The following is a 25,686-nucleotide window of genomic DNA, read 5'->3' on the forward strand; positions in this document are numbered from 1 at the left end:
AATGGCTCTACGCCCTGGCGCAGCGCTGCTGTGCTACGCGCTGCTGTGCGGCGCCATCGCCTGGCAGCACCGCAACCGGCAGCGCGCCGCGCAGCGCCGGGTGGATGCGCTGCTGCCGGCCACGCCCGGTGTGCCCGTGTGGTGGGTGGCGTACGCGAGCCAGACCGGCCAGGCCGAAGAGCTGGCCTTGCAGACCGCGCAGGCCTTGCACACGGCGGGCGTGCCGGTGCGCCTGGCGCCGCTGAGCCAGATCAGCCTGGCCGACCTGCAGCAGGCCGATCGCCTGCTCTGCATCGCGAGCACCTACGGCGAGGGCGATCCGCCCGACAGCGCCGTGCTGTTCGCCCGGCAGGTGATGGCCAACGCGGGTGTGACGCTGTCGCACCTGCACGTGGGCCTGCTCGCGCTGGGCGACAAGACCTACGCCCACTTCTGCGGCTTCGGCCGCCAGCTGGACCAGTGGCTGATGGACCGCGGCGCGCAGGCCCTGTTCGAGCGCATCGACGTGGACAAGAGCGATCCCGACGCGCTGCAGCGCTGGCGCCAGCACCTCGCGCACCTGGCCGGCACCAGCGACCTGCCGGATTGGGAGGCACCGGCCTTGCAGCCTTGGCGGCTGCGCGCGCGCCAGCACCTCAACCCCGGCAGCGCGGGCGAGGAGGTGCATCACCTGGAACTGGTGCCTGCTGAGGCCGGCGCGGCGTTGCCCGAGTGGCAGGCGGGCGACCTGGTGCAGGTGGAGGTGCCCACCGCGCCGGGCGAACCGCGCGACTACTCCATCGCTTCCGTGCCGCAGGATGGCGCCGTGCACCTGCTGGTGCGCCGAACGCGCCGCGCCGACGGCAGCCCCGGCCTGGCCTCGGGCTGGCTGACGCAAGCTGCGCAGACCGGCGACACCGTCACGCTGCGCGTGCGCTCGCATGGCGGTTTTCGCATTGGTGACAACGCTCAGCGTCCGTTGATCCTGATTGGCAACGGCACGGGCCTGGCGGGTTTGCGCGGGCACATGCGGGCGCGTATTGCGGCGGGGAAGGGGCAGGTGCCCATGTGGTTGTTGTTCGGCGAACGCAACGCGGCGTGCGACGCGCACTACCGCGACGAGATCGACGCCTGGCAGCGCGATGGCTGGCTTCGCCGTGTGGACTGGGTGTTCTCGCGTGACCAGACCGAGCGGCGCTATGTGCAACACGCCTTGGCCGAGGCCGCAGCGGACGTGAAGGAATGGGTCGGGCAGGGTGCTGCGTTGTACGTGTGCGGCAGCCTTGAAGGCATGGCCGGCGAAGTCAACGGCACGCTGCAGACCATCCTGGGCGAAGAGGCGCTGCAGCAGCTCACCGCCGACGGTCGCTACCGCCGCGACGTGTATTGAACCGGGTGGCGCATCCGGCGCGGGGGGATCAAGTCTCTGCCCACTGCTGCAACAGCTTGTGGTAGTGGCCGGTCAGCGCCACCACCTCGGCGGTGTCGCCCAGCTGGTTGCGCAGCTTGAGGATGGTCATGTCCAGATCGAACAGCATCGAGCGCCGCCACGCGTCGCGCACCAGGCTTTGCGTCCAGAGGAACGAGGCCACGCGCACGCCGCTGGTCACCGGCTCCACGCGGTGCAGGCTGGTGGACGGGTAGACGATCGCGTCGCCCGCATCGAGCTTGATCTCGTGCGTGCCGAAGCTGTCCTCGGCGATCAGCTCGCCGCCTTCGTACTCGTCGGGCGCGCTGAGGAACACGGTGGTGGACACGTCGGTGCGCACCTTCTGGCCGCTGAAGCGGTCGGTCTGGATCGTGTTGTCGATGTGGTTGCCATAGTGCCCACCGCCTTGGTAGCGGTTGAACATCGGCGGCAGCATGGTGGCTGGCAGCACGGCAGAGACGAACAGCGGATGGCGTTGCAGCGCCTGCGCGATGCGCTGCGAGAGCGGCGCGAACACGGGGGACGCGGTGTCGAGCTGCAGGTTGCGCTTGACGTTGGCCGCCTGCGGACCGGTGGAGCGCAGACCGTCCACCCAGCCCTGGGTGTCGAGCACCTGGCGGATCTCGGCCACTTCGGCTGGTGTGAGGACCTGGGGAATGTGCAACAGCATGGACAGGGTTCCTGAAACGGGAAAAGGCCCGCCATGGGGCGGGCCTTTTCGATGGTAGCGTTCTGACGGGTGGTCGGGATCAGAACTTGACGTTGGCGGTCAGCGCAGCGGAGCGGGGCAGGCCCAGCGCCAGTCGGCCACCACCGTTGTTCAGGGCCATCAGGTATTCCTTGTCGAACAGGTTGTAGACGTTCAGGCGCAGGCTGACCTTGTCGGTGAGTTGGTAGGCGACCATCGCGTCGGCGACCCAGGACGAGGGGATGTCGGGCACGTTGCCCGTGCCGCCCACGGTGACGACGCGCTTTTGCTCGGAGGTGTAGCGAGCACCCAGGCCCAGCGTCAGCTTGTCCAGTTGGTACGAGCTCCACACGGTGGCGGTCAGGTCGGGCGACCAGCGCACGCCGTCGGTGACCGTGACCACGCCGGTGGTGGCGTTGCGCGAGCGCTGACTGAGCGCCTTCGTGCTGGTCTTGGCCAGGCCGGCCGTGATCTGCCAGAAGTTGGTGATCTGGCCCACGGCCGACAGCTCAAGACCTTGCACACGCGTCTTGCCGTACTGGAACACCTGGCCGGTGATGGGGTCTTGCGACGTCTGACCATCGTTCTCGGTGCGGAACACGGCCGCGGCCACGTTCATGCGCTTGTTCAGCAGTTCCCACTTCGTGCCCAGTTCGATCGTGTCGGTCTTTTGCGGATCCAGCGTCGAATTGGCCTGGTTGCCTGCGGCGTTGCTCAACTGGAAGTTGCTGGTACCGGGCGGGGTGGCCGAGGTGGCGTACGAGGCGTAGACGCTGCCGTTTTCCGCCGGCTTGTAGACGCTGCCGACGCTCCAGCTCACGAGGCTGCGCGAATCGTCCAACAAGGTGCGAACGCCCCCTGAGGTGACGTTGTCGGTGCTCAGCTTGTAGACGTCCACACGCAGACCACCGTTGATCGACCAACGCTCGTTGAGCTTGGCGTTGTCAAACGCATAGGCGCTGATGGTGTTGGTGGTGCCGCCCGTTTCGCCTCCCGTGCGCCCGCCGAAGTCTGGCCATGGTCTGGAACGGGTTCGGGTTGTACAGGTTGGCTGATGGCGTCGTGCCCACGGCGGTGCCATGGTCGAAGGAGTTCTGCTTTTCATACAGCAACTCGACACCGGCTGCCAGGGAGTGCTCCATGCCGCCCGCCTTGAACTCGGTGTTCACGCTGGTCTGGTTGGCGAGGATGGTGTTTTCCTGATCGACGCGCTGGCGTGAGCGGGCCACCAGCCAGGTGGCCGGGTTGGCGGCCACCACGGCCGGGTTCACAGCGGTGGCGGCGGTGTTCGTGGCGGTGATGCCAATGATGCCGGTCAGCGTGCGGTCCATGTGGGTCTTGCCGAAACGCGTGATGTTGCGGATCGTCGTGCCTTGGCCCAGGTCGTGCTCGATCTTGGCCGTGATCATGTCGGCATCGACCTTTTCCTGGTCGTTGGGGCTGCCATAGAAGTTCTCGCGGCGCACCTTGGCGCCCAGCGGCGAGGTGAATCCTTCGTAGCCGATGGCGGGAATGCCGCCGTCCGGCACGTTCTTCTGGCGCAGGTGCTGGCTGAAGAGGTGCAGGCGGGTGGGCGTGCCCAGGCCGGTGACGTAGGACAGGCCCACGCCATAACCCTTGTTCTCCACATAGTCGCGGCCATCCACGCCACTGTCCTGCACCATGGCGTTCAGGCGGAAGGCGGAGGTTTCGCTCAGTTGCTTGTTCAGATCGACGGTGGCGCGCTTGCGGCTGGCGGTGCCGACCGTGCCGGAGGCGCTGCTTTCGTCACCCAGATGGGCCTGCTTGGAGATCAGGTTGATGAAGCCCGACGCAGCGCCACGGCCGGTTTCTGCACCGGCGGCGCCCTTGACGATCTCCACCTGTTCCAGGTTGAAGGTGTCGCGCGTGACGGCGCCGAGGTCGCGGATGCCGTCGACGAAGGTGTTCTGCTGCAGCGAGAAGCCGCGCAGCTGGAAGGTGTCGCCGGCCGAGGTGTTGCCGTTCTCACCCATCTGCAGGGTGATGCCGGGGGTGTTGCGCAGGGCTTCCATCAGCGTGACCGCGCCTTGCTCTTCCAGCACTTCCTTCTTGATGATCTGGATGGTCTTGGGCGTGTCCACCAGCGGGGCCGTCATCTTCTCGTTGGCCGATTTGTCGGCCTTGTACGGCACCTCGGGGGCTTCCTTGACGGTCACCGTGGGCAGGGTGGTGGTCTGCTGCGCCATGCCGGCGGCAGGAACGGAGGCGGCCAGGAGGGCCAGGAGGTGGACGGGTTTGCTGTGCTTGCGGCTGCGGATATGGGCCATGGGTGAGTCCTTGCGGTGCGGTGCGATGGTGTGTTGGCTGGCAGGCGTCCACATCGCACCGGCTCGGTGCAAGGGCACGGCAGGTCGTCGGGGGCTTTGGCTGGCTTCGGCCGGGATTATCACAAATAAAAATCATTCCTATTCACAATTTTTCCATTTTGTTGTGAATTGGCGTCAGGAACGACGAAAGGCGCCAGGGCCCTGAGGCCGTGGCGCGGGGTCGCTGAACGGGTCAGCGATTGAGGAAAAGCGCGTCAGAACCGCGCGTTCAGGCTGATCCAGAAATTGCGAGCCTTGGCCTTGACGTTGTAGTCGTCGCGGAAGACCGGCTGCTGGCCCCCCACGCAGGTGTTGCCGCTGGTGCAGCTCGTGAAGCTGGTGCTGTAGCTCGTGAAGTCGTGGTCCAGCAGGTTGTTGATGCGGGCGTTGAGCGTCACGTTCTTGCTGATGCGGTAGCTGCCACCGAGGTGCAGCATGTTGTAGGCCTTGTAGTACATCGCGCTGTTGGTCGGCGCGTCCCAGCCGCGGTAGCGGTCGGACACCGCCTCCAGGTTCAGGAACAGTTCCAGCGAAGGCGTGGCCGACCACGAGAGGGCAGCGTTGGCCATGTGCTTGGCGCTTTCCGACAGGGGGCGGCCGATGGCTGCACCGGTCTTCTGTTCCGAGTCGGTGTAGGTGTAGTTGGCGCGCACCATCCACGTCGGCGAGAGGCGGTAGCGGCCGGCCAGCTCCAGGCCCTTGAGTTCCGCGCGGCTGATGTTCTGCGTCTGGCTGAAGGAAGCGAAGCCCAGGTCGCGCCAGCCCAGTCCGACGTCGGCACAGGGCACGCCAGGCGCCGCGCCTTCGCAGTTGGCGATGGTCGGGCCGCCGCTGTCGATCTTGTCCTTGAAGCGGTTCTGGAACACCGTGGCGTTGAAGCTGTGGCCGTTCGTGCTGTTGAAGTAGGCCGCGAGTTCGCCGTTGACGCTGGTCTCGGGCTTCAGATCCGGATTGCCCACGAAGGGCGAGGTGCCCTGCGCACCGAAGCCGGTGATGCCTGGGAACAGCTGGCTGGTCTTGGGCGTCTTGTAGCCCGTGCTCACGCCACCCTTGAAGGTCCACGAAGGATTGGCCTCCCAGACACCGTACACGCGCGGGCTGGTCTGTCCGCCGAAGATGTTGTGGTTGTCGTGGCGCAGGCCCGTGGTGAGCGTGAAGCCGGGGCGCAGCTGCCAGTTGCCTTCGGCGAACACCGAGGTCATCTCGTGCTTCTGCACGGTGCCCGGCTGCGGGTTGTTGCCGAACATGCCGAAGGTGCCGTCCTCCATTTCGCCGTCGATGTACTGGCCGCCCACCACGACGAGGTGGTTGCCCAGCGGGATGTCGAGCTTGCCGTCCAGCGTGTACTGGCGGGTCTCCATCACGCGCGCGGGGCGCGGCAGGAAGGACTCCAGCGTGGCGCGTTGCGCGGGCGTCATGTTGTTGAGCTTGGCCGTGGCGTTGGCGCCGGGCACCGCGGCCCACAGGGCCTGCAGGCGCGCCCGCTCCTCGGGGGAGAAGGGCAAGGTGCGGCCCTTGTTGGCCGTGTCCACGTAGGACAGCGAGATCTCGCTGTTGCCGATGTCCCACTTGCCCTTGTGCGTCAGCGACCACTGGTCGCGCGTGAACTTCTGTTCAGGCAGGTAGCCCACCTGGGGTGCTGCGAACGTGGCGTTGTTCGAGCGCCAGATCGTGGCGATGCTGTCCACCGTGCCCAGAGGGAAGCTGCCGTCGGCTTCGGGGCGGTTGTTGTATGTCTGGCGTGACGTGTCGACGTCGAACAGGAATTCGTGGCGGGCGCTGGGCGTGAGCGCCAGGCGCATGCCCAGGCTCTGGTTCTTGTTGTCCACTGTCTTGCCGCCGCCGCCGAAGCCCAGGGCGCGCGGGCGCACGGCGCCGTTGGGATACACCACGTCCGCGTACTCGGGGCGTGATGCGTCCCGGTCGTACAGGCTGCCGCGCAGCTGGAAGCCGAGCACGCCGGGCTTGATCGGGCCCATGAGGTTGAAGTCGGTGGTCTTGTCGTCACCGAAGTCGCTGTTGCCCTGCACGGTGAAGGACTGCGTGACCGAGCCGGTCCATTGGTCGGGGATCTTGCGCGTGATGATGTTGATCACGCCGCCCAGCGCGTCCGCGCCGTACAGCGTGGACATGGGGCCGCGGATGACTTCGATGCGCTCGATCGTCTCGATCGGCGGGATGTGGTTGAACTGGTTGCCGCCGAAGGAGTTGGGGTACAGGTCGCCGTTGTTGTTCTGGCGCTTGCCGTCGATCAGGATCAGCGTGTAGTCGGCGCCCATGCCCCGGATGCTGATGGTGCCCTGACCGGTTTTGTCCGTGGTCTCGCCCACGTCCACGCCCTCGATGTCGCGCACGGCATCCAGCAGGGTGGTGTAGGGGCGCTTCGCGAGCTCTTCGCGCGTCACCACCGAAATGCTGGCGGGCGCATCGGCAATCTTCTGTTCGACGCCGGAAGCGGACACCACGACTTCGGACAGCGAGCCCTCGGCTTGCTGGGCGTGGGCCGCGCCCAGGCTCAGCGCGTACAGGCTGCAGGCCACGGCGGTGGCTTGCAAGGGGAAGCGGTAGCCCGACGAAACGCCGCGCTGGCCAGCCGACGGGGTGGATGCTCTCGACATCAAAAATCCTTACGTATGCATGCGTTGATGGAGTTGGCTGGCATGCATCCACTCGGTATCGCGCGCATCACACAAGGGACGGGGGCTGGGGAGGGGCTGGCTGGCTACTTTTCTTATTATTACAAATGAAAACCATTCTTGTTAAGTTTTTGATAATTTTTTTGTGATAGCTCGTTCGGTGCCTGCCGTAAAGCTTCCGGCGGGAACGCGGTTTGCCCTCTGAAATCTCGCCAAAACGCTGCTGTCGCCGGAATGTGGTAAACACGAACGGCCCTCATCGGGCGAGTTGCTGCACAGCAACAAGAAAAGCTATCGGGTGGATAAACACTATCAATCCCGAAGATTGGTAGTTATTTGCTATCATTCACCCCATGGCGATACGGAAAACCCTTTCTGATCGCCGCCTCTTTCTCAACCCCAACCCAAGGAAAACCATGTCCCTGATCAATACCACCGTCCAGCCTTTCAAGACCACGGCCTTTCTGAACGGCAAGTTCATCGACGTCAGCGACGAGACGCTGAAGGGCAAGTGGTCGGTGCTGATCTTCATGCCCGCTGCCTTCACCTTCAACTGCCCCACCGAAGTGGAAGACGCGGCCGAGAACTACGCCGAATTCCAGAAGGCCGGTGCCGAGGTCTACATCGTCACGACCGACACGCACTTCTCGCACAAGGTGTGGCACGAAACCTCGCCCGCCGTGGGCAAGGCCAAGTTCCCGCTGGTGGGCGACCCGACCCACGTGCTGACCAACGCTTTCGGCGTGCACATCCCTGAAGAAGGCCTGGCGCTGCGCGGCACCTTCATCATCAACCCCGAAGGCACGATCAAGACCGCCGAGATCCACTCCAACGAGATCGCCCGTGACGTGAAGGAAACGCTGCGCAAGCTCAAGGCCGCCCAGTACACCGCCGCCCACCCCGGCGAAGTGTGCCCGGCCAAGTGGAACGAAGGCGCCAAGACCATCGCTCCTTCGCTGGACCTGGTCGGCAAGATCTGATCCTCCGTTCCATCCGCGATGAGGCCCAGCCTCTCCGGTTGCCCATCGAAGAACCCGCGGGCCCAGAAGGCCCGCCGGGTGGACCCCTGGCCGCCTTTCAATCCCTGAGGAGGCCGGTTCTCAAAGTCGCTTAGATAAAGGAAACACAACATGTTGGACGACACCCTCAAGGCTCAACTCGGCGCTTACCTCGAGCGCGTGACACAACCTTTCGAGATCGTCGCCTCCTTGAGCGACTCTGAGAGCTCCCGGGAAATGCTTGATCTGCTGCAGACCATCCAGGCGCTGCGCAGCGACAAGATCACCCTGAAGACCGACGGCCAGGATGCGCGCCGGCCTTCGTTCACCCTGCAGCGCGCGGGCAGCGACACTTCGCTGCGCTTCGCCGGACTGCCGCTGGGCCACGAGTTCACCTCGCTGGTGCTGGCCCTGCTGTGGACCGGCGGCCACCCGCCCAAGGTCGAGCAGGACGTGCTCGAACAGATCCAGGCGCTGGACGGTGACTTCAATTTCGAGGTCTACATGTCCCTGACCTGCCACAACTGCCCGGACGTGGTGCAGGCACTGAGCCTGATGGCGATCCGGAACCCGAAGATCAAGACCACGGTCATCGAAGGCGGTGCCTTCCAGGACGAGGTGACGGCGCGCGAGATCATGGCCGTACCCATCGTGTTCCTCAACGGCCAGGTGTTCGGTTCGGGTCGCATGACGGTGGAAGAGATCGTCGGCAAGCTGGACGTGAACGCCGATGCGCGCGAAGCCGCGAAGCTCAACGCCAAGGACCCGTTCGACGTGCTGATCGTCGGCGGCGGCCCGGCTGGTGCCGCGGCGGCGGTGTACGCCGCCCGCAAGGGCATCCGCGTGGGCGTGGCGGCCGAGCGTTTCGGCGGCCAGGTCAATGACACGATGGCGATCGAGAACTACATCAGCGTGCTCGAAACCGACGGCCCGAAGTTCGCCGCCGCGCTCGAAGCGCAGGTGCGCCACTACGACGTGGACATCATGAACCTGCAGCGCGCCGACAAGCTGATCCCGGCGAGCGAGCCCAACGGCCTGGTGCAGGTGCAGATGGCAAATGGCGCGGTGCTGAGCGCGCGCAGCGTGATCCTGTCCACCGGCGCGCGCTGGCGCAATGTCAACGTGCCCGGCGAGGCCGAGTACCGCAACAAGGGTGTGGCTTACTGCCCGCACTGCGACGGTCCGCTGTTCAAGGGCAAGCGCGTGGCGGTGATCGGTGGTGGCAACTCGGGTGTCGAGGCCGCGATCGACCTGGCCGGCATCGTGCAGCACGTGACGCTGATCGAGTTCGCCGATGCGCTCAAAGCCGATGCCGTGCTGGTGAGCAAGCTCAAGAGCCTGCGCAACGTGGACATCCACGTGAATGCGCAGACGACCGAGATCACCGGCGCCGACGGCAAGGTGAATGGCCTGAGCTACAAGGACCGCGCGAGCGGCGACGTGAAGCACGTCGAGCTCGAAGGCGTGTTCGTGCAGATCGGCCTGGTGCCCAACACCGAGTTCCTCAAGGGCACGGTGGAGCTGAGCCGCTTCGGCGAGATCGTGGTGGACGCCAAGGGCCACACCAACGTGCCCGGCGTGTTCGCGGCGGGTGACTGCACGACGGTGCCGTACAAGCAGATCGTGATTGCCGCCGGTGAGGGTTCGAAGGCCGCGCTCAGCGCCTTCGACCACCTGATCCGCCAGCCGGTGGTGGCACCGGCCGAGGCCGTCGCGGCCTGATGCGACGAAGCCAGAGCCGAGGCGGCGCCTCGGCCTGGCTTCTGCCCCTCAATGCGCGGCGGCCGCCGCAGCGCCGATGCCCGTCTCCGAGCGCACCTGCTGGGCCAGGAAACCGGCGCGGTCCACCCGCGCGCGCTGGCTCTTGTCCAGCACCGAGAACAGCCAGATGCCGACGAAACCGATCGCCATCGAGAACAGCGCCGGCGAGGTGTAGGGGAACAGCGCCGAACCCTTGGGGTTGCCCAGCGTGGCTTCCCACACCGAGGGCGAGACCACGGTGAGGGCCACCGAGGACACCAGACCCAGGAAACCGCCGATGACCGCGCCCTTGGTGGTGCAGTCTCTTCCACAGCACGCTCATGAAGAGCACGGGGAAGTTGGCCGAGGCCGCGATGGCGAAAGCCAGCGAGACCATGAAGGCGATGTTCTGCTTTTCAAAGGCAATGCCCAGCACCACCGCGACAACGCCCAGGCAGAGCGTGGTGATCTTGGACACCCGCAGCTCGGCGGCCGAATCGGCCTTGCCCTTTTTCAGCACGGTGGCATAGAGGTCGTGCGACACGGCCGAGGCGCCCGAGAGGGTGAGGCCGGCCACCACGGCCAGGATGGTGGCGAAGGCCACGGCCGAGATGAAGCCCAGGAACACGTTGCCGCCCACGGCGCTGGCCAGGTGCACAGCGGCCATGTTGTTGCCGCCGAGCAGGCCGCCCTTGGCATCGAGGAACTGCGGGTTGGTCAGCACGAAGGTGATGGCGCCGAAGCCGATGATGAAGGTCAGCAGGTAGAAGTAGCCGATCCAGCCGGTGGCCCACATCACGGACTTGCGCGCTTCCTTGGCGCTGGGCACGGTGAAGAAACGCATCAGGATGTGGGGCAGGCCGGCGGTGCCGAACATCAGCGCCATGCCGAAGCTGATGGCCGAAATCGGGTCCTTGACGAAGTTGCCCGGGCCCATGATGGACTGCCCGATGGAGGCCGCCGCCTCGGCCACCTTGCCGTCCTGGACCGCGAGTTCGGTCTTGATCTTCACCGCACCGGCGAACATGGCTTCGGGGCTGAAGCCGAAGTGCAGCAGCACCATGAAGGCCATGAAGGACGCACCGCCGAGCAGCAGGCAGGCCTTGATGATCTGCACCCAGGTGGTGGCGGTCATGCCGCCGAAGAGCACGTAGACCATCATCAGCGCGCCCACGATCACCACGGCGATCCAGTACTCCAGGCCGAACAACAGCTTGATCAGCTGCCCCGCACCCACCATCTGCGCGATCAGGTAGAACGCGACCACCACCAGCGTGCCCGAGGCCGCGAAGATGCGGATGGGCGCCTGCTGGAAGCGGAACGCGGCCACGTCGGCGAAGGTGAACTTGCCCAGGTTGCGCAGACGTTCGGCCATCAGGAAGGTGATGACGGGCCAGCCCACCAGGAAGCCGATGGAGTAGATCAGGCCGTCGAAGCCCGAGGCCATCACCGCCGCGGAGATGCCGAGGAACGAAGCCGCCGACATGTAGTCGCCCGCGATCGCCAGACCGTTCTGGAAGCCCGTGATGCCGCCGCCGGCGGTGTAGAAGTCGGACGCGGAGCGGGTCTTGGCGGCCGCCCATTTGGTGATGTACAGCGTGCCCAGCACGAAGAGGCCGAACATGCCGATGGCGGTCCAGTTGGTGGCCTGTTTGTCGGCCTGGCCGAGGTCGGCGCCGGCGGCCCAGGCCGCGACGGACACGCTGGCCAGGGCCAGCAGGGTGAGCACGCGCCTCATTTCCGCACCGCCTTGGCGCAGCGGCCGCGGAGAGTTCGTCGAACTCGGTGTTGGCTCGCTTGACGTAGACCGCCGTGATGACGATCGTGAAGACGATGACGCCAAAGCCCAGCGGGATGCCGACGGTCATGACGCCATCGCCCGTGAGCCGCGACAGCAAGGCCTTGTCAAAGGCCACCAGCAGGATGAAGCCGTAGTACACGACCATCATCGCCAGCGTCAGCCACCAGCCGTAGCGCGATCGTTTGGCCTTGAGTTGAAGGTAAGCGGGGTTGCTCGCGATCTGTTGAACCAGACTCTCGTCCATGCATGTCTCTCGGGTTGATTTCGGGTGACATGGAGCGTAGGACCTGGCACTTACGGAGCACTGACCCCGGGCTGACGCGGGGCTGACCCGCGCCTTGTTCCTGGCTTACTTCGGCTGTTCGGCCGGCGCGGGTGCGGCGGGGGTGGCAGGTGCCGCTGCCGGTGCAGCAGGAGCGGCCTGTTCGGTGTGCGGCGCATCCATGCCGTGCTTCTCGCCACCCATGTCGATGTCGCCACCCTTCATGAGTGCAAAGAGGGCGACGGCGGCGAAGATGGCGAAGGCGATGAAGATCTTGATCATGTCTCGTGTACTGGTTGGCGTCTGCCGCGAGGGCAGGGGAGGGCGGGAACGGGCAGGGCCCGCCAGCCCATTTTTCGGGCACTGGCTGACGTCTTTCTGACAGCGCCCGAGCCGGGCCCTCAGTACTCCAGGCGCTCGGGCCGGATCTCCTGCAGGATCGTGGTGGCGATTTCCTCGATCGACTTCGTGGTGGTCGAGAGCCAGCGGATGCCTTCGCGGCGCATCATGGCCTCGGCCTCGGCCACTTCCATGCGGCAGTTGTCGAGTTGCGCGTAGCGCGAGTTGGGCCGGCGCTCGTTGCGGATCTCGCTCAGCCGCTCGGGCGCGATCGTCAGACCGAAGATCTTCTTGCGGTGCGGCACCAGGGCCGGGGGCAGCTGGCGGCGCTCGAAGTCTTCCGGGATCAGCGGGTAGTTCGACGCCTTCAGGCCGTACTGCATCGCCAGGTAGAGCGAGGTCGGGGTCTTGCCGCTGCGGCTCACGCCGACCAGGATCACGTCCGAGCCCTCCAGGTCCTTGTGGCTCTGGCCGTCGTCGTGGGCCAGCGAAAAATTGATGGCCTCAATGCGGTCGTGGTAGGCCTGGCTCTTGGAGGCGTCCGAGAAACGGCCCACGCGGTGATTGGACTTGATGCCGAGCTCGTGCTCCAGGGGGGCGACGAAGGTGCCGAACATGTCCAGCAGCACGCCCTTGCACTGGGTTCGGAACACCGACAGCACGTCCATGTCGACCACCGTCGTGAACACCAGCGGTCGCTTGCCTTCGACGTCGGCGACGTGGTTGATCTGGCGCACCGCCTGGTGCGCCTTGTCCACGCTGTCCAGGAAAGGCAGCCGGACCCGGCGCATGGTGGCCTCGAACTGGTTCAGGATGGCGTTGCCGAAGGTTTCGGCCGTGATGCCGGTGCCGTCCGAGATGAAGAAGACCGTTCGATTGGGCATGTGGGCCGCGTCCTTACAATGCTGGGTGTTGTGTCTGCGCCAGCCATTATCCTGCCGCAGGCGCCCCCGTATCTGCTTCCCTGCCCGGCGTCGGACCCACAACAGAACAACAGGTCGCCCCGCTGGCGCTTGGAACCCCGGTTTTTCAACCTTAGGAGCTTTCCCATGTCCCAGCTGTTTGGAGCGACCGATCTGGTCGTGCCGTTCGAAAAACTGCGAATGAGCGATGTCGAGTCCGTCGGCGGCAAAAATGCCAGCCTCGGCGAGATGATTTCGCAACTGCCCACCGGCGTGAAGGTGCCGACCGGCTTTGCCACCACGGCGCACGCCTTCCGCGAATTCCTCAAGCACGACGGCCTGACCGAGCGCATCAACGCCCGGCTGGACCAGCTGGACACCGAAGACGTGCGGGCTCTGGCTCAGGCCGGTGCCGAGATCCGCGCCATGGTCGAAAACCAGCCGTTCCCGGCCGACCTGGAAAAAGCGATCCGCGACGCCTTCGTGACCCTGAGCGCCGGCAACGCCAAGGCCTCGTTCGCGGTGCGCTCCTCGGCCACGGCCGAAGATCTGCCCGACGCCTCGTTCGCCGGCCAGCAGGAAACCTTCCTCAACGTGGTGGGCATCGAAGAGGTGCTGCACAAGATGAAGGAGGTGTTCGCCTCGCTGTACAACGACCGCGCCATCAGCTACCGCGTGCACAAGGGCTTCGCCCATGCCGACGTGGCGCTCTCCGCCGGCGTGCAACGCATGGTGCGCTCCGACACCGGCGCGGCCGGCGTCATGTTCACCATCGACACCGAGAGCGGCTTCGAGGATGTGGTCTTCATCACCTCCAGCTACGGCCTGGGCGAAACGGTGGTGCAGGGCGCGGTGAACCCGGACGAGTTCTACGTGCACAAGCCCATGCTCAAGGCGGGCAAGCGCGCGCTGATCCGCCGCAACCTGGGCTCCAAGCTGATCCAGATGGTGTTCAGCACGCCCGAGGAAAAGGCCGGCAGCGGCAAGCTGGTGAAGACCATCGATGTGCCGGTGGAGCAGCGCAACCGCTACAGCCTGTCCGATGCCGACGTCGAGCAACTGGCGAAGTACGCGCTGGTGATCGAGCAGCACTATGGCCGCCCGATGGACATCGAGTGGGGCAGGGACGGCACCGACGGCCAGATCTACATCCTGCAGGCCCGGCCCGAGACGGTGAAGAGCCAGAGCGCCGGCAAGACCGAGGTGCGCTACAAGCTCAAGGGCAAGGGTGCCGTGCTGGCCAGCGGTCGCGCGATCGGCCAGAAGGTGGGCACCGGCCCCGTGCGCCTGGTGCACAACATCAGCGAGATGGACAAGGTGCAGCCCGGCGACGTGCTGGTGACCGACATGACCGACCCGAACTGGGAACCGGTGATGAAGCGCGCCAGCGCCATCGTGACCAACCGGGGCGGGCGCACCTGCCACGCCGCCATCATCGCGCGCGAGCTGGGCATCCCGGCCGTGGTGGGCTGCGGCGACGCGACCGACCTGCTCAAGGACGGCACGCTGGTCACCGTGAGCTGCGCCGAGGGCGACACCGGCAACATCTACGACGGCCTGCTGGAGACCGAAATCACCGAGGTGCAGCGCGGTGACATGCCGCCGCTGGACGTGAAGATCATGATGAACGTGGGCAACCCCCAGCTGGCCTTCGACTTCGCCCAGATCCCCAACGGCGGGGTGGGCCTGGCGCGGCTGGAGTTCATCATCAACAACAACATCGGCGTGCACCCCAAGGCCATCCTCGACTACCCGAACATCGATGCCGACCTGAAGAAGGCGGTGGAGTCCGTCGCGCGGGGACATGCCTCGCCGCGCGCGTTCTACGTCGACAAGGTGGCCGAAGGCGCGGCGCACGATCGCGGCGGCTTTCTGGCCCAAGCCCGTCATCGTTCGCCTGTCCGACTTCAAGAGCAACGAGTACCGCAAGCTGGTGGGCGGCTCGCGCTACGAACCCGAGGAAGAGAACCCCATGCTGGGTTTCCGGGGTGCGGCGCGCTACGTCAGCCACGAGTTCCGCGAAGCCTTCGCCATGGAGTGCGAGGCGCTCAAGCGCGTGCGCGAGGACATGGGCCTGAGCAACGTGCAGGTGATGGTGCCCTTCGTGCGCACTCTGGCCCAGGCCGAGCGCGTGACCGGGCTGCTGGCCGAAAAGGGCCTGGCGCGCGGCGTGAACGACCTCAAGGTCATCATGATGTGCGAGATCCCTAGCAACGCGGTGCTGGCCAAGCAGTTCCTGCAGTTCTTCGACGGCTTCTCGATCGGCTCCAACGACCTGACGCAGCTCACGCTGGGCCTGGACCGCGATTCGGGCCTGGAGCTGCTGGCGCACGACTTCGACGAGCGCGACCCGGCCGTCAAGGCCATGCTGACCATGGCCATCGGCGCCTGCAAGGCCGAAGGCAAGTACGTGGGCATCTGCGGCCAGGGCCCCAGCGACCACCCCGATTTCGCCGAGTGGCTGCGCGACGAGGGCATCAGCTCGATCTCGCTCAACCCGGACAGCGTGATCGACACCTGGAAGCAGCTGGCCAAGGAGTGATCGCCTCGCTGCTGCGAGCAAATACCTAGGCGGCGCGAGCCGCCCGGGTGCGATGATCCGGTGATGTCCGAGCGCCCCACGACCGACGAACACGACCGCCGCGCCCTGGCGCTCAAGGCGGTGCTGTTGTCGGTCATGGTGCTGGCCTCGTTCGGGGTCTGCTTCTTCGCGCGTGAGCTGAGCGTCGTCGTCATGGGCTGGCCGTTGCACTTCTGGATGGCGGCCCAGGGCGCGGTCCTGGTGTTCATCGTCATCGTGGTGGTCTATGCCAGCGTCATGAGCCGTCTGGAAGCCGAGGAGGCGCGCGGCGAGGCGAGCGAGGCCAGTGATGCCTGACAGCCCGGCCTACGCGGCCTACAAGCGCCGGCTGCACCGCATCCTGGCGTTCTACATCCTCGCCCTGATCGCTTTCCTGCTGCTGATGGCCTGGGCCGAGCAGAGCGGCCTGTCCCGGCGCTGGCTGGGCCCCATCTTCCTGTTCTCCACGGTGATGATGTACGGCGGCATCGGCATCTATGGTCGCACCGCCGACCCCGAGGAGTACTACGTGGCCGGGCGGCGCATTCCGCCGGTCTACAACGGCATGGCCGCCGCCGCCGACTGGATGAGCGCGGCCTCCTTCATCAGCCTCGCGGGAGGGTTGTACCTGCAGGGCTTCGGGGGCACCGAAACGCAGGCCGGCGGGCTGGCCTATGTGCTGGGCTGGACCGGGGGCTTCTGCCTCGTGGCCCTGCTCATCGCGCCCCACCTGCGCAAGCTCAACCTGTACACGGTGCCGGACTACTTCAAGGAGCGTTTCGGCGGGCGCTGGCCCCGGCGCATCGCGGCGTTTTCGGCCGTGCTGTGCTCCTTCACCTACGTGGTCGCGCAGATCTACGGCATCGGTCTGGTGGCCTCGCGGCTGACCGGTGTGCAGTTCGAGATCGGGATCATGCTGGGCCTGGGTGGAGTGGTGCTGTGCTCGTTCCTGGGCGGCATGCGGGCCATCACCTGGACCCAGGTGGCGCAGTACATCATCCTGCTGCTCGCCTTCCTCATCCCTGTGTCCTGGCTGGCCTACAAGCAGCTGGGCAACCCGCTGGCGCCCCTGGTGTACGGCGAGCAACTCGAGAAGATCGCCCAGCTCGAGCACGATCTGATGGCCTCGCCGGCCGAGAAGCAGGTGCAGGACGAGTTCGCGCGGCGCGCGCGCGAGTACGCGGTGTGGCTGCAGGACGTGGAGGGCACGCTCAAGCGCGAGCGCGCCGCCAAGCAGGAGCGCGTCCGCGCGCTCAAGTCCCAGAACGCCGACATGGAGCTGGTGGTCGCGGCCACGCGCGAACTGGCGGCCTTGCCCCCTGACGTGGCGACGGCGCGGGAGCGGTGGACGCGCGCCATGCAGGAAAGCGAGGAGCGGTCCCGGCCGCTGGGTGGGCTCATGCCGCACAGCCAGGCCTTCGCGGGCGATCCGGACGGCACGCCCGCCGAGCGCGAGACCTTCCAGTCCTCGCGCGCGAACTTCCTGGCCCTCATGTTCTGCCTGATGGTGGGCACGGCGGGGTTGCCGCATTTGCTCACGCGCTACTACACCACGCCATCGGTGGCGACCGCACGCTCTTCGGTGGCGTGGTCGCTGTTCTTCATCACCCTGCTGTACCTGAGCGCGCCCGCGCTGGCGGTGCTGGTGAAGTACGAGGTAATGCAGAACGTGGTGGGCAGCAGTTTCGATGCCTTGCCGCCCTGGATCGCGCAGTGGTCGCGCATGGACGGTTCGCTGGTCTCGGTGAGCGACATCAATGGCGACGGCATCCTGCAGTTCAGCGAACTCCGCCTTGGCGCCGACGTGATCATGCTGCGCCGACCCCCGAGCTCGGTGGCATGCCCTATGTGGTCTCGGGCCTGGTGGCCGCCGGGGGGCTCGCGGCCGCGCTGTCAACCGCCGATGGCCTGCTGCTGACGATCAGCAATTCGCTGGTGCGCGACACCTACTGCCACGAGGTCAAACGCATCGTCACGCCCGAGCAGCGCGTGATCCTCTCCAAGTTCGCCTTGCTCAGTGTGCGCACGGTGGCGGCCTTCGTCGCGGCGCTCAAGCCCGCCGAAATCCTGCCCCTGGTGGCGTCCTCGTTTTCGCTGGCCGCCTCCGCCTTCGTGCCCGCCATGATCATGGGCATCTTCTGGTCCCGCACCACGGGCCCGGCCGCGGTGGCCGGCATGTTGATCGGCCTGGGCACCACGGTGCTCTACATGATGATCAACGCCCCCTCCGTGCGCGCCTTTTTCGCCATGCCTGCGGGGCAAGACCTCTGGTTCGGCATCCAACCTCTGTCGGCGGGGGTCTTCGGTGTGCCGGTGGGCTTTGTGGTGATCGGTCTTCTGAGCTTGTTGCAGCGCCGCAAGGGCGCCAGCGCTTAGGGGTTTACACCAGTTCCGAGGGTGCTGGCGTGCCCAGGACACCCTCTGTCAGTTTCTTGTCAGACGCTCCTAAAACACTGCGATGGCATCTTGTGCCAGCCATCTAACTTAGGAGACTTCAACATCATGGCAACTTCGACGGCCAGTGCTTCTGCACCGATGACCAAGGAGGAGAGAAAGGTGATCTTCGCCTCTTCTCTAGGGACGGTTTTCGAGTGGTATGACTTCTATCTCTACGGCTCGCTCGCGGCCATCATCGCGCGCCAGTTCTTCTCCGGCCTGGATCCAACATCCGCCTACATCTTCGCCTTGCTGGCCTTCGCGGCGGGCTTCCTGGTGCGGCCGTTCGGTGCGATCTTCTTCGGCCGCCTGGGCGACATGATCGGGCGCAAGTACACCTTCCTGGTGACCATCCTGATCATGGGCGCGTCCACGTTCATCGTGGGCCTGCTGCCCAGCTACGCGTCCATCGGCCTGGCCGCTCCCGTCATCCTGATCATCCTGCGCATGCTGCAAGGCCTGGCGCTGGGTGGTGAGTACGGCGGTGCCGCGACCTATGTGGCCGAACACGCGCCGCACGGCAAACGGGGCGCCTACACGGCATGGATCCAGACCACGGCCACGCTGGGTCTGTTCCTGTCGCTGCTGGTGATCCTGGGCGTGCGCACCGCGATGGGCGACAAGGAGTTCGGCGAATGGGGCTGGCGCATTCCGTTCCTGGTGTCCATCCTGCTGCTGGGCATTTCGGTCTGGATCCGCTTGAGCCTCAATGAGTCGCCGGCGTTCCAGAAGATGAAGTCCGAAGGCAAGACCTCCAAGGCGCCGCTGACCGAGTCCTTCGGCCAATGGAAGAACCTGAAGGTCGTGATCCTGGCGCTGCTCGGCCTGACCGCCGGCCAGGCCGTGGTCTGGTACACGGGGCAGTTCTACGCGCTGTTCTTCCTGACCACGATCGCCAAGGTGGACGCCACAACCGCCAACCTGTTGATCGCCGCCTCGCTGTTGATCGGTACGCCGTTCTTCATCTTCTTCGGCACGCTGTCCGACAAGATCGGCCGCAAGCCCATCATCATGGGCGGCTGCCTGATCGCTGCGCTGACCTACTTCACCGTCTTCCCGATGTTGCTCAACTACGCCAACCCGGCGCTGGTGGCGGCTCAACAGGCGAACAAGGTCACCGTGACGGCCGATCTGAAGGAGTGCTCGTTCCAGGGCAGCCCGATTGCACGCGACATCGATTTCCGTACCTCGTGCGACATCGCCAAGCGCGCACTCACGCAGGCGTACATCCCGTACACCAGCGTGCAGGGTCCGGCCGGTGCACCCGCGACGGTGACGCTGGGCGACAAGGTGCTGAACTCGCCGGTGGGCGTGCTCAACGAGAAGCGCGATGCCTTTGCGGCTGGCAGCGCGAAGGCCATTGGTGACTTCCGCAAGGCACTGACCGACACCGCCAAGGCCGAAGGCCTGACCACCCCTGCGGATCCCGCCAAGATGAACAAGGGCATGGTCCTGCTGATCCTGGTGTTCCTCGTGATCCTGGTGACCATGGTGTACGGCCCGATCGCCGCGATGCTGGTCGAGATGTTCCCCACGCGCATCCGCTACACGTCGATGAGCCTGCCGTACCACATCGGCAACGGCTGGTTTGGCGGCTTGCTGCCCACCACGGCCTTCGCCATGGTGGCCGCCACCGGCGACATCTTCTACGGTCTCTGGTACCCGGTGATCGTGGCGGCCGGCACGTTCATCATCGGCATGATCTTCATCCGCGAGACCAAGGACGTGGACATCTACGCCAAGGACTGAGCTTGAGCAGGGTCGCGCCCGCCCGCGGGCGGGTGCGACTTTCTTCACAGAGCCCGCCCCGTGCGGGCTTTTTCATGGGCGCTCCGGTATGGATAAACCCCAATTCAAATGCCGCCAGTCGCATGTAAAGCTCGTTTCATCCAACTTCCGCGTTGAGTCATCCCGGTGACCGGTACAAACCACCCCCGGTGGAGCTTCCTCGAGAGAACCCATGAGCATTGTGAAAACCGAAACCGGCCTGCAGGTCATGAAAGACCGATCGGTGCCGCTGACGCCGCGACAACGGTCGGTCTTCATCCTCGTGGATGGCCGGCGTTCCATGGCGGAGCTGCTGGCGGCATCGGCCGCCATGGGGGTGTCCCAGGAAGACGTAGAGCACCTGTTCGCGCTCGGATTGATCACCGATTCGGCACCCAAGCCCTCGGCCGCGGAGCAGGCGGTGGCCGCGGCCCACGACGAAGTGCTCAAGGAGCACAACTCGCGCAGTCCGGTGCAGCGCTATCAGGATGCCTATCCCATCGCCACCCGGCTCACCGCCAGCCTGGGCTTGAGGGGGTTTCGCCTGAATCTGGCGGTGGAGGCCGCCGGCAACTACGAGCAACTGCTCGAGCTGGCTCCCAGGATCCGCGAGGCCGTGGGCCCCGAGAAGTTCGTGCCCCTGGACAAGGCGCTGAACAACCGCTGAAGCAGCTGGGGTACCGAAAAGCCGCGATTTGCTATAATCGTGAGCTTTTCGCCTTGCCACACCGCTTCCAGACGCGGCGGGTGGCTGAATCCCGCCGTGGCTCCCCACGGCTCATCCTCAAGGAGTGTCTATGCGTCACTATGAAATCGTTTTGCTGATCCATCCGGACCAAAGCGAACAGGTTCCGGCCATGCTGGAGCGTTACAAGGGCATGATCACCACCGGTGGTGGCAAGATCCACCGTGTTGAAGACTGGGGCCGCCGCCAGATGGCTTACCAGATCAACAAGCTGTCCAAGGCCCACTACCTGTGCGTCAACATCGAGGCCGATCAGGCCGTGATGTCCGAACTGGAACACGCGTTCAAGTTCAACGACGCCGTGCTGCGCCACCTCACCGTGCTGCGCAAGAAGGCCGACACCGGTCCGTCGGCCATGATGAAGTCGGTCGAGCGCGAAGAAGCCCGCAAGCTTCAACAGCCGGCCACGCACCAGTCGCAGGAGCAGGCCGCCGCCTAAGTCTGTGGCGCCAATCGTCATCGGGTGAACCGTCTTCAATTGTCCGCCGTGGTGGTGCAGGTGCAGAGCCTGCGTTACACACCGGCAGGCATCCCGGCCGTCAACCTCGTGCTTGAACACGAGTCCCAGGTCGTCGAGATGGACACCCCCAGACAGGTGAAATTGCAGCTGAGGGCCGTGGCCTTCGGTGCCCAGGCCGAAATCCTCTCCCGACAGGGCCTGGATGCGGCTTGTGAGTTTCACGGTTTCATGACGAATGCGCGCAATGGCAAAGGCGTGGTGTTCCACATCCAAGATTTCAGCAAAACATAGGAAGGCCCATCATGGCTGCACCCAAACGTTTCAACAAAGACAAGCGCCCGAAGCGCAACACCCAGTCGCTGCTCTTCAAGCGCAAGCGCTTCTGCCGCTTCACCGTGGCCAACGTCGAAGAAGTCGACTACAAGGACGTGGACGTTCTGCGTGACTTCATCGCCGAAAACGGCAAGATCATTCCCGCGCGCCTGACCGGCACCCGTGCGTTCTACCAACGCCAGGTCAACACCGCCATCAAGCGCGCGCGCTTCCTGGCGATGCTGCCCTACAGCGACCAGCACCGCGTCTGAAAGAGAGCCTGACATGCAAATCATCCTGCTCGACAAAGTGATCAACCTCGGCGCCCTCGGCGATGTGGTCAAGGTCAAAGAGGGCTATGCCCGCAACTTCCTGATCCCCACCGGCCGTGCCCGCCGTGCCACCCAGAGCGCCATCGCTGAATTCGAAGCCCGCCGTGCGGAACTCGAAAAGGTGGCGGCGGCCAAGCTGGCCGAAGCCCAGGCCCTGGGCGAGAAGCTCGCTGCCGTGACGGTCAAGCTGTCGCAAAAGGCCGGCGTGGACGGCCGCCTGTTCGGCTCCGTGACCAACCACGACGTGTCCGAAGAGCTGAACAAGCAAGGCTTCGCTGTGGCCAAGTCGCAAGTGCGCATGCCCAACGGCCCCCTCAAGAACGTGGGCGACTACACCGTCAGCGTCAACCTGCACACCGACGTGACGGTCGACGTCAACGTCTCGGTGCTCGGCGAAACCGCCTGAGTTCCGCGCAGCGTTCTGCAAAAAGCCGCTGCCTTCGGGCAGCGGCTTTTTTTTGCGCGGCGCGGGCGGGTTATCCCGCCTTCTGCACGCGATTCACACCGGATTTCCACAGGGTTGTCCACCCCTGATCCATCCCCTGGGGCGTACCATCGCTCTTTAGCTGCGATACCTCCATGTCCACTGCCTTTTCCAGTCCCTTCCCCGACTTTGATGCGGGCTTTGAAGACCCTGTGGGTGATCGTCAGGTCGCCCAGTTGCGCGTGCCCCCGCATTCCATCGAAGCCGAATCCAGTGTGCTGGGCGGCCTGCTGCTCGACAACGGCGCGTGGGACCGTGTGGCCGACCTGATCAACGACTCCGATTTCTATCGGCACGAGCACCGGCTGACCTATTCTGCGATCGCGACCCTGGTCAACGGGAGCAAGCCTGCCGACGTGGTGACGGTGTTCGAGCACTTGCAGAACCTGGGCAAGGCCGAAGAGGCGGGTGGGTTGGCGTACCTCAACTCGCTCGCGCAGTACGTGCCGAGTGCGGCGAACATCCGCCGCTATGCCGAGATCGTGCGCGAGCGCGCGATCCTGCGCAAACTCGTGACCGCCAGTGATGAGATCGCGACCGCCGCCTTCAATCCGCAAGGACGGCCGGTCGCCAAGATCCTGGACGAGGCCGAGCAGAAGGTCTTCAAGATCGGCGAGGAAGGCTCCCGGATGAAGGAGGGCTTCCAGAGCATGGACAAGCTCGTGGTGGACCTCCTGGACCGTGTGCAGGAGATGGCCGACAACCCGGCGGACGTGACGGGTGTTCCCACCGGGTTCATCGATCTGGACCGCATGACCTCGGGCCTGCAGGCGGGTGACCTCGTGGTGCTGGCGGCGCGTCCCTCCATGGGCAAGACCGCGTTCGCGATCAACATCGCCGAGCACGTGGCCCTGAACGAAGGGCTGCCTGTGGCCGTGTTCTCCATGGAAATGGGCGCATCGCAGCTGGCGGTGCGTGTGGTCGGCTCCATCGGCCGGATCAACCAGGGGCATCTGCGCACCGGCAAGCTCACCGACGACGAGTGGCCCCGCCTGACGGAGGCGATCGAAAAGCTGCGCACCGTGTCGCTGCACATCGACGAGACGCCGGGTCTCACGCCCAGCGAGCTGCGCGCCAATGCCCGCCGATTGGCCAGGCAGTGCGGCAAGCTGGGTCTGATCGTGGTCGACTACCTGCAGCTCATGAGTGGCTCCGGCGCGTCCGGGGGCGACAACCGCGCCACCGAGCTGGGCGAAATCTCGCGGGGGTTGAAGATGTTGGCCAAGGAGCTGCAATGCCCGGTGATCGCGCTCTCCCAGCTCAACCGGTCGGTCGAGCAGCGCACCGACAAGCGCCCCATGATGTCGGACTTGCGTGAGTCCGGTGCCATCGAGCAGGATGCGGACATCATCATGTTCATCTACCGCGACGAGTACTACAACCGCGAGAACTGCAAGGAGCCGGGTGTGGCCGAGATCATCATCGGCAAGCAGCGCAACGGCCCCACCGGCGTGGTGAAGCTGGCCTTCCTGAACATGCTCACCCGTTTCGAAAGCCTGGCAGGCGGTGGCATGGGCGGTGGCAGCGATTACTGACGACAGGTGACGCGCATGAAAAAACCCGGCCAAGGCCGGGTTTTTTCATGGCGAAAAGCCTTCAGGTCAGAGCACTTCGCTGGCGAAATCGGCCAGGCGCGAACGCTCGCCGCGCGCCAGCGTGATGTGTCCGCCATGCGGCCAGCCCTTGAAACGATCGACCGCGTAGGTCAGGCCCGACGAACCCTCGGTCAGGTAGGGCGTGTCGATCTGTGCGAGGTTGCCCATGCAGATGATCTTCGTGCCCGGGCCGGCGCGGGTGATCAGCGTCTTCATCTGCTTGGGCGTCAGGTTCTGCGCCTCGTCGATGATCACGTAGCGGTTCATGAAGGTGCGGCCGCGCATGAAGTTCATGCTCTTGACCTTGATGCGGCTGCGGATGAGCTCATTGGTGGCAGCGCGCCCCCACTCGCCGGCATTGCCGCCGTCGCCCTTGGCCAGGAATTCGAGGTTGTCGTCGAGCGCACCCATCCAGGGGCCCATCTTTTCCTCTTCGGTGCCCGGCAGGAAGCCGATGTCCTCACCCACGCTCACGGTGGCGCGCGTCATGATGATCTCGGTGTAGCGGCGGTCGTCAAGCACCTGGGTCAGGCCGCTGGCCAGCGCCATCAGCGTCTTGCCCGTGCCCGCGGTGCCGGCCAGCGTGACGAAGTCAATCTCCGGATCCATCAGCAGGTTGAGCGCGAAGTTCTGCTCGCGGTTGCGGCTGGTCACACCCCATACCGCATTTTTCAAATGGGTGTAGTCCTTCAGCGTCTTGAGCACCGCGGTCTTGTCGCGGATTTCGGTCACACGGGCGTACAGCGAGGGCTCGCCGGGCGCCTCGAAATACACGAACTGGTTGATGTAGAACTGGCCCACGGCAGGGCCGCTCACGCGGTAGAACGTGTGGCTGCCGCTCTGCCAGCTCTCGATGGTCTTGCTCTGGCGCGTCCAGAAGTCCTGGGGCAGGGCCAGGGCGCCGGCGTAGAGCAGTTCCCCGTCGTCCAGGGTCTTGTCGTTCTGGTAGTCCTCGGCGGCCAGGCCCAGCGCGCGCGCTTTCACCCGCATGTTGATGTCTTTCGACACCAGGATGACTTCGCGTTGCGGATGCCGTTCGCGCAGGGCATGCACCACGCCCAGGATCTGGTTGTCGGCCTTGCCCTGGGGCAGGCTGGAAGGCAGGGCGTTGTCCAGCGGCTCGGTCTGGAAAAACAGCAGGCCACGGGCCGACTGATGGCCGGTGGCCGAGAGCTTGAGGCCCTTGGCCATGTCGCCACCTTGCTGGGCCACCAGGGCGTCGAGCGTGCGGCTGGTCTGGCGGCCGTTGCGGGCCACCTCGGTCATGCCCTTTTGCTGCGCATCGAGTTCTTCGAGCACGATCATGGGCAGGAAGATGTCGTGTTCCTCGAAGCGGAACAGGCTCATGGGATCGTGCAGCAGGACGTTGGTGTCCAGCACGAACAGCCGCGCCGGCCCGTTGCCGGCCTTGCCTGCGGTGCGCCGGCGGTTGCTGGCACTGGTGCCACGGGGGCCCGGGGTTCGGCGGGCGCCTCGGGGACGGGCTGGCGCACCTCGGGGGCTTTGCGCACCACCGGCGCGGGCGGGCGCACGGGTGCCTTCGGCACTTCGGCACGTGCAACGGCAGCTGTCGTCGAGGGTTTTCGACCCCGCCCATTGCCCTTCGGCGCCGAGCCCGCCGGGGTGGCGGGTGCAACCGGTGCGGACGGTTCCAGAACAGGGTTCAAGTCCAGTGGCTCTTCGGCGGCTCGAAGGGAGTAGGCGTCGGGGGCTAGCAGGGCTGCGCGTTTGGAGGGTGCGGGAGGCAGTGGCATGGAGGACTTGTGGTGTCAGCGCGGGGCCGGAAAACAAAAAGCCGCCGGGAAAACCGGGCGGCTTTGAGAGCTGCGGAGCTTGTCGAAAGAGGGTGGGGCTGAAAAGCTTCCCGTTGTCATGAATTCATTATGCACGAGTC

17 protein-coding genes and 5 pseudogenes are annotated in these 25,686 nt (G+C 65.3%); 13 read left to right on the forward strand and 9 right to left on the reverse strand.

What is annotated here, in order from left to right; all coding sequences use genetic code 11:
* Position 1 precedes the first annotated feature (1 nt).
* Entirely contained in the window at positions 2-1,369 is a 1,368-nt protein-coding gene (locus ACFJGX_RS14570; RefSeq protein WP_382326443.1) for a sulfite reductase subunit alpha, read from the forward strand.
* A 28-nt stretch (positions 1,370-1,397) separates the two neighbouring features.
* Here ACFJGX_RS14570 and ACFJGX_RS14575 read toward each other — a convergent pair whose 3' ends face one another.
* From ACFJGX_RS14575 to ACFJGX_RS14590, 4 genes are all read right to left on the reverse strand, one after another.
* Positions 1,398-2,078 carry a Fe2+-dependent dioxygenase gene (locus tag ACFJGX_RS14575; protein WP_382320421.1) on the reverse strand — a complete coding sequence of 227 codons (681 nt, stop codon included), beginning with the start codon at positions 2,076-2,078 and terminating at the stop codon, positions 1,398-1,400.
* Between the two features lie 79 nt (positions 2,079-2,157).
* Complete coding sequence (locus ACFJGX_RS14580; RefSeq protein ID WP_382328714.1) at positions 2,158-3,060, reverse strand: TonB-dependent receptor domain-containing protein; 903 nt, start codon at positions 3,058-3,060, stop codon at positions 2,158-2,160.
* Positions 3,041-4,384, reverse strand: a complete 1,344-nt coding sequence (locus ACFJGX_RS14585; RefSeq protein ID WP_382326445.1) for a TonB-dependent receptor plug domain-containing protein — start codon at positions 4,382-4,384, stop codon at positions 3,041-3,043. The genes ACFJGX_RS14580 and ACFJGX_RS14585 overlap by 20 nt, the downstream gene beginning before the upstream one ends.
* Positions 4,385-4,638: 254 nt before the next feature.
* Positions 4,639-7,041 (reverse strand): TonB-dependent receptor domain-containing protein, encoded by a 2,403-nt coding sequence (locus ACFJGX_RS14590; RefSeq protein ID WP_382326447.1) that lies wholly within the window; start codon positions 7,039-7,041, stop codon positions 4,639-4,641.
* A 434-nt stretch (positions 7,042-7,475) separates the two neighbouring features.
* Here ACFJGX_RS14590 and ahpC point away from each other — a divergent pair, with 434 nt between their 5' ends.
* Together ahpC and ahpF are read left to right on the forward strand one after the other, a co-directional pair.
* The gene (gene ahpC / locus ACFJGX_RS14595; protein WP_291111412.1) at positions 7,476-8,039 is read left to right on the forward strand and encodes an alkyl hydroperoxide reductase subunit C; all 564 of its coding nucleotides are present in this window, start codon (positions 7,476-7,478) and stop codon (positions 8,037-8,039) included.
* A gap of 150 nt (positions 8,040-8,189) precedes the next feature.
* Positions 8,190-9,779, forward strand: a complete 1,590-nt coding sequence (gene ahpF / locus ACFJGX_RS14600) for an alkyl hydroperoxide reductase subunit F (RefSeq protein WP_382320416.1) — start codon at positions 8,190-8,192, stop codon at positions 9,777-9,779.
* 48 nt (positions 9,780-9,827) lie between these two features.
* Here the strand turns inward: ahpF and ACFJGX_RS14605 are convergent.
* The 4 genes and pseudogenes from ACFJGX_RS14605 to ACFJGX_RS14620 form a co-directional block, all read right to left on the reverse strand.
* Positions 9,828-11,535: pseudogene (locus ACFJGX_RS14605) on the reverse strand (cation acetate symporter).
* Positions 11,536-11,557: 22 nt separating this feature from the next.
* Positions 11,558-11,842: pseudogene (locus ACFJGX_RS14610) on the reverse strand (DUF485 domain-containing protein); the annotation flags it as partial.
* A gap of 105 nt (positions 11,843-11,947) precedes the next feature.
* A complete protein-coding gene (locus tag ACFJGX_RS14615) occupies positions 11,948-12,142 on the reverse strand; it encodes a hypothetical protein (RefSeq protein ID WP_382320410.1) in 195 nt (64 codons plus the stop codon).
* Positions 12,143-12,261: 119 nt separating this feature from the next.
* A complete protein-coding gene (locus tag ACFJGX_RS14620; RefSeq protein ID WP_291111404.1) occupies positions 12,262-13,083 on the reverse strand; it encodes a pyruvate, water dikinase regulatory protein in 822 nt (273 codons plus the stop codon).
* A 165-nt stretch (positions 13,084-13,248) separates the two neighbouring features.
* Between ACFJGX_RS14620 and ppsA the strand changes: the two are divergent.
* The 10 genes and pseudogenes from ppsA to dnaB all read left to right on the forward strand — a co-directional run bounded on the left by ppsA (position 13,249) and on the right by dnaB (position 23,732).
* Positions 13,249-15,643 (forward strand): annotated as a pseudogene (gene ppsA / locus ACFJGX_RS14625) (phosphoenolpyruvate synthase).
* A gap of 63 nt (positions 15,644-15,706) precedes the next feature.
* Positions 15,707-15,979: a DUF4212 domain-containing protein gene (locus ACFJGX_RS14630; protein ID WP_382320408.1), complete on the forward strand. Its 273-nt coding sequence runs from the start codon at positions 15,707-15,709 to the stop codon at positions 15,977-15,979.
* Positions 15,972-18,037: pseudogene (locus ACFJGX_RS14635) on the forward strand (VC_2705 family sodium/solute symporter). Before ACFJGX_RS14630 ends, ACFJGX_RS14635 begins: the two are co-directional and overlap by 8 nt.
* A gap of 126 nt (positions 18,038-18,163) precedes the next feature.
* Positions 18,164-19,846: an MFS transporter gene (locus ACFJGX_RS14640; RefSeq protein WP_382320406.1), complete on the forward strand. Its 1,683-nt coding sequence runs from the start codon at positions 18,164-18,166 to the stop codon at positions 19,844-19,846.
* Between the two features lie 211 nt (positions 19,847-20,057).
* Positions 20,058-20,531 carry a hypothetical protein gene (locus tag ACFJGX_RS14645; protein ID WP_382156960.1) on the forward strand — a complete coding sequence of 158 codons (474 nt, stop codon included), beginning with the start codon at positions 20,058-20,060 and terminating at the stop codon, positions 20,529-20,531.
* A gap of 130 nt (positions 20,532-20,661) precedes the next feature.
* On the forward strand, positions 20,662-21,048 hold the full coding sequence (rpsF, locus tag ACFJGX_RS14650; protein WP_291111398.1) for a 30S ribosomal protein S6: 387 nt from the start codon (positions 20,662-20,664) through the stop codon (positions 21,046-21,048).
* A gap of 39 nt (positions 21,049-21,087) precedes the next feature.
* On the forward strand, positions 21,088-21,360 hold the full coding sequence (gene priB, locus ACFJGX_RS14655; RefSeq protein WP_382320404.1) for a primosomal replication protein N: 273 nt from the start codon (positions 21,088-21,090) through the stop codon (positions 21,358-21,360).
* Positions 21,361-21,371: 11 nt separating this feature from the next.
* Positions 21,372-21,653, forward strand: coding sequence for a 30S ribosomal protein S18 (gene rpsR, locus ACFJGX_RS14660; protein WP_068166407.1), 282 nt, complete (start codon positions 21,372-21,374; stop codon positions 21,651-21,653).
* A 13-nt stretch (positions 21,654-21,666) separates the two neighbouring features.
* Positions 21,667-22,119, forward strand: coding sequence for a 50S ribosomal protein L9 (gene rplI / locus ACFJGX_RS14665; protein WP_382156962.1), 453 nt, complete (start codon positions 21,667-21,669; stop codon positions 22,117-22,119).
* A gap of 173 nt (positions 22,120-22,292) precedes the next feature.
* Positions 22,293-23,732 (forward strand): replicative DNA helicase, encoded by a 1,440-nt coding sequence (gene dnaB, locus ACFJGX_RS14670; RefSeq protein WP_291111389.1) that lies wholly within the window; start codon positions 22,293-22,295, stop codon positions 23,730-23,732.
* Between the two features lie 66 nt (positions 23,733-23,798).
* Here dnaB and ACFJGX_RS14675 read toward each other — a convergent pair.
* Positions 23,799-25,546, reverse strand: a pseudogene (locus ACFJGX_RS14675) (PhoH family protein).
* Positions 25,547-25,686: the final 140 nt, after the last annotated feature.

This window comes from Hydrogenophaga sp. UC242_50 (assembly GCF_042697355.1).
GTDB lineage: Bacteria > Pseudomonadota > Gammaproteobacteria > Burkholderiales > Burkholderiaceae_C > Hydrogenophaga.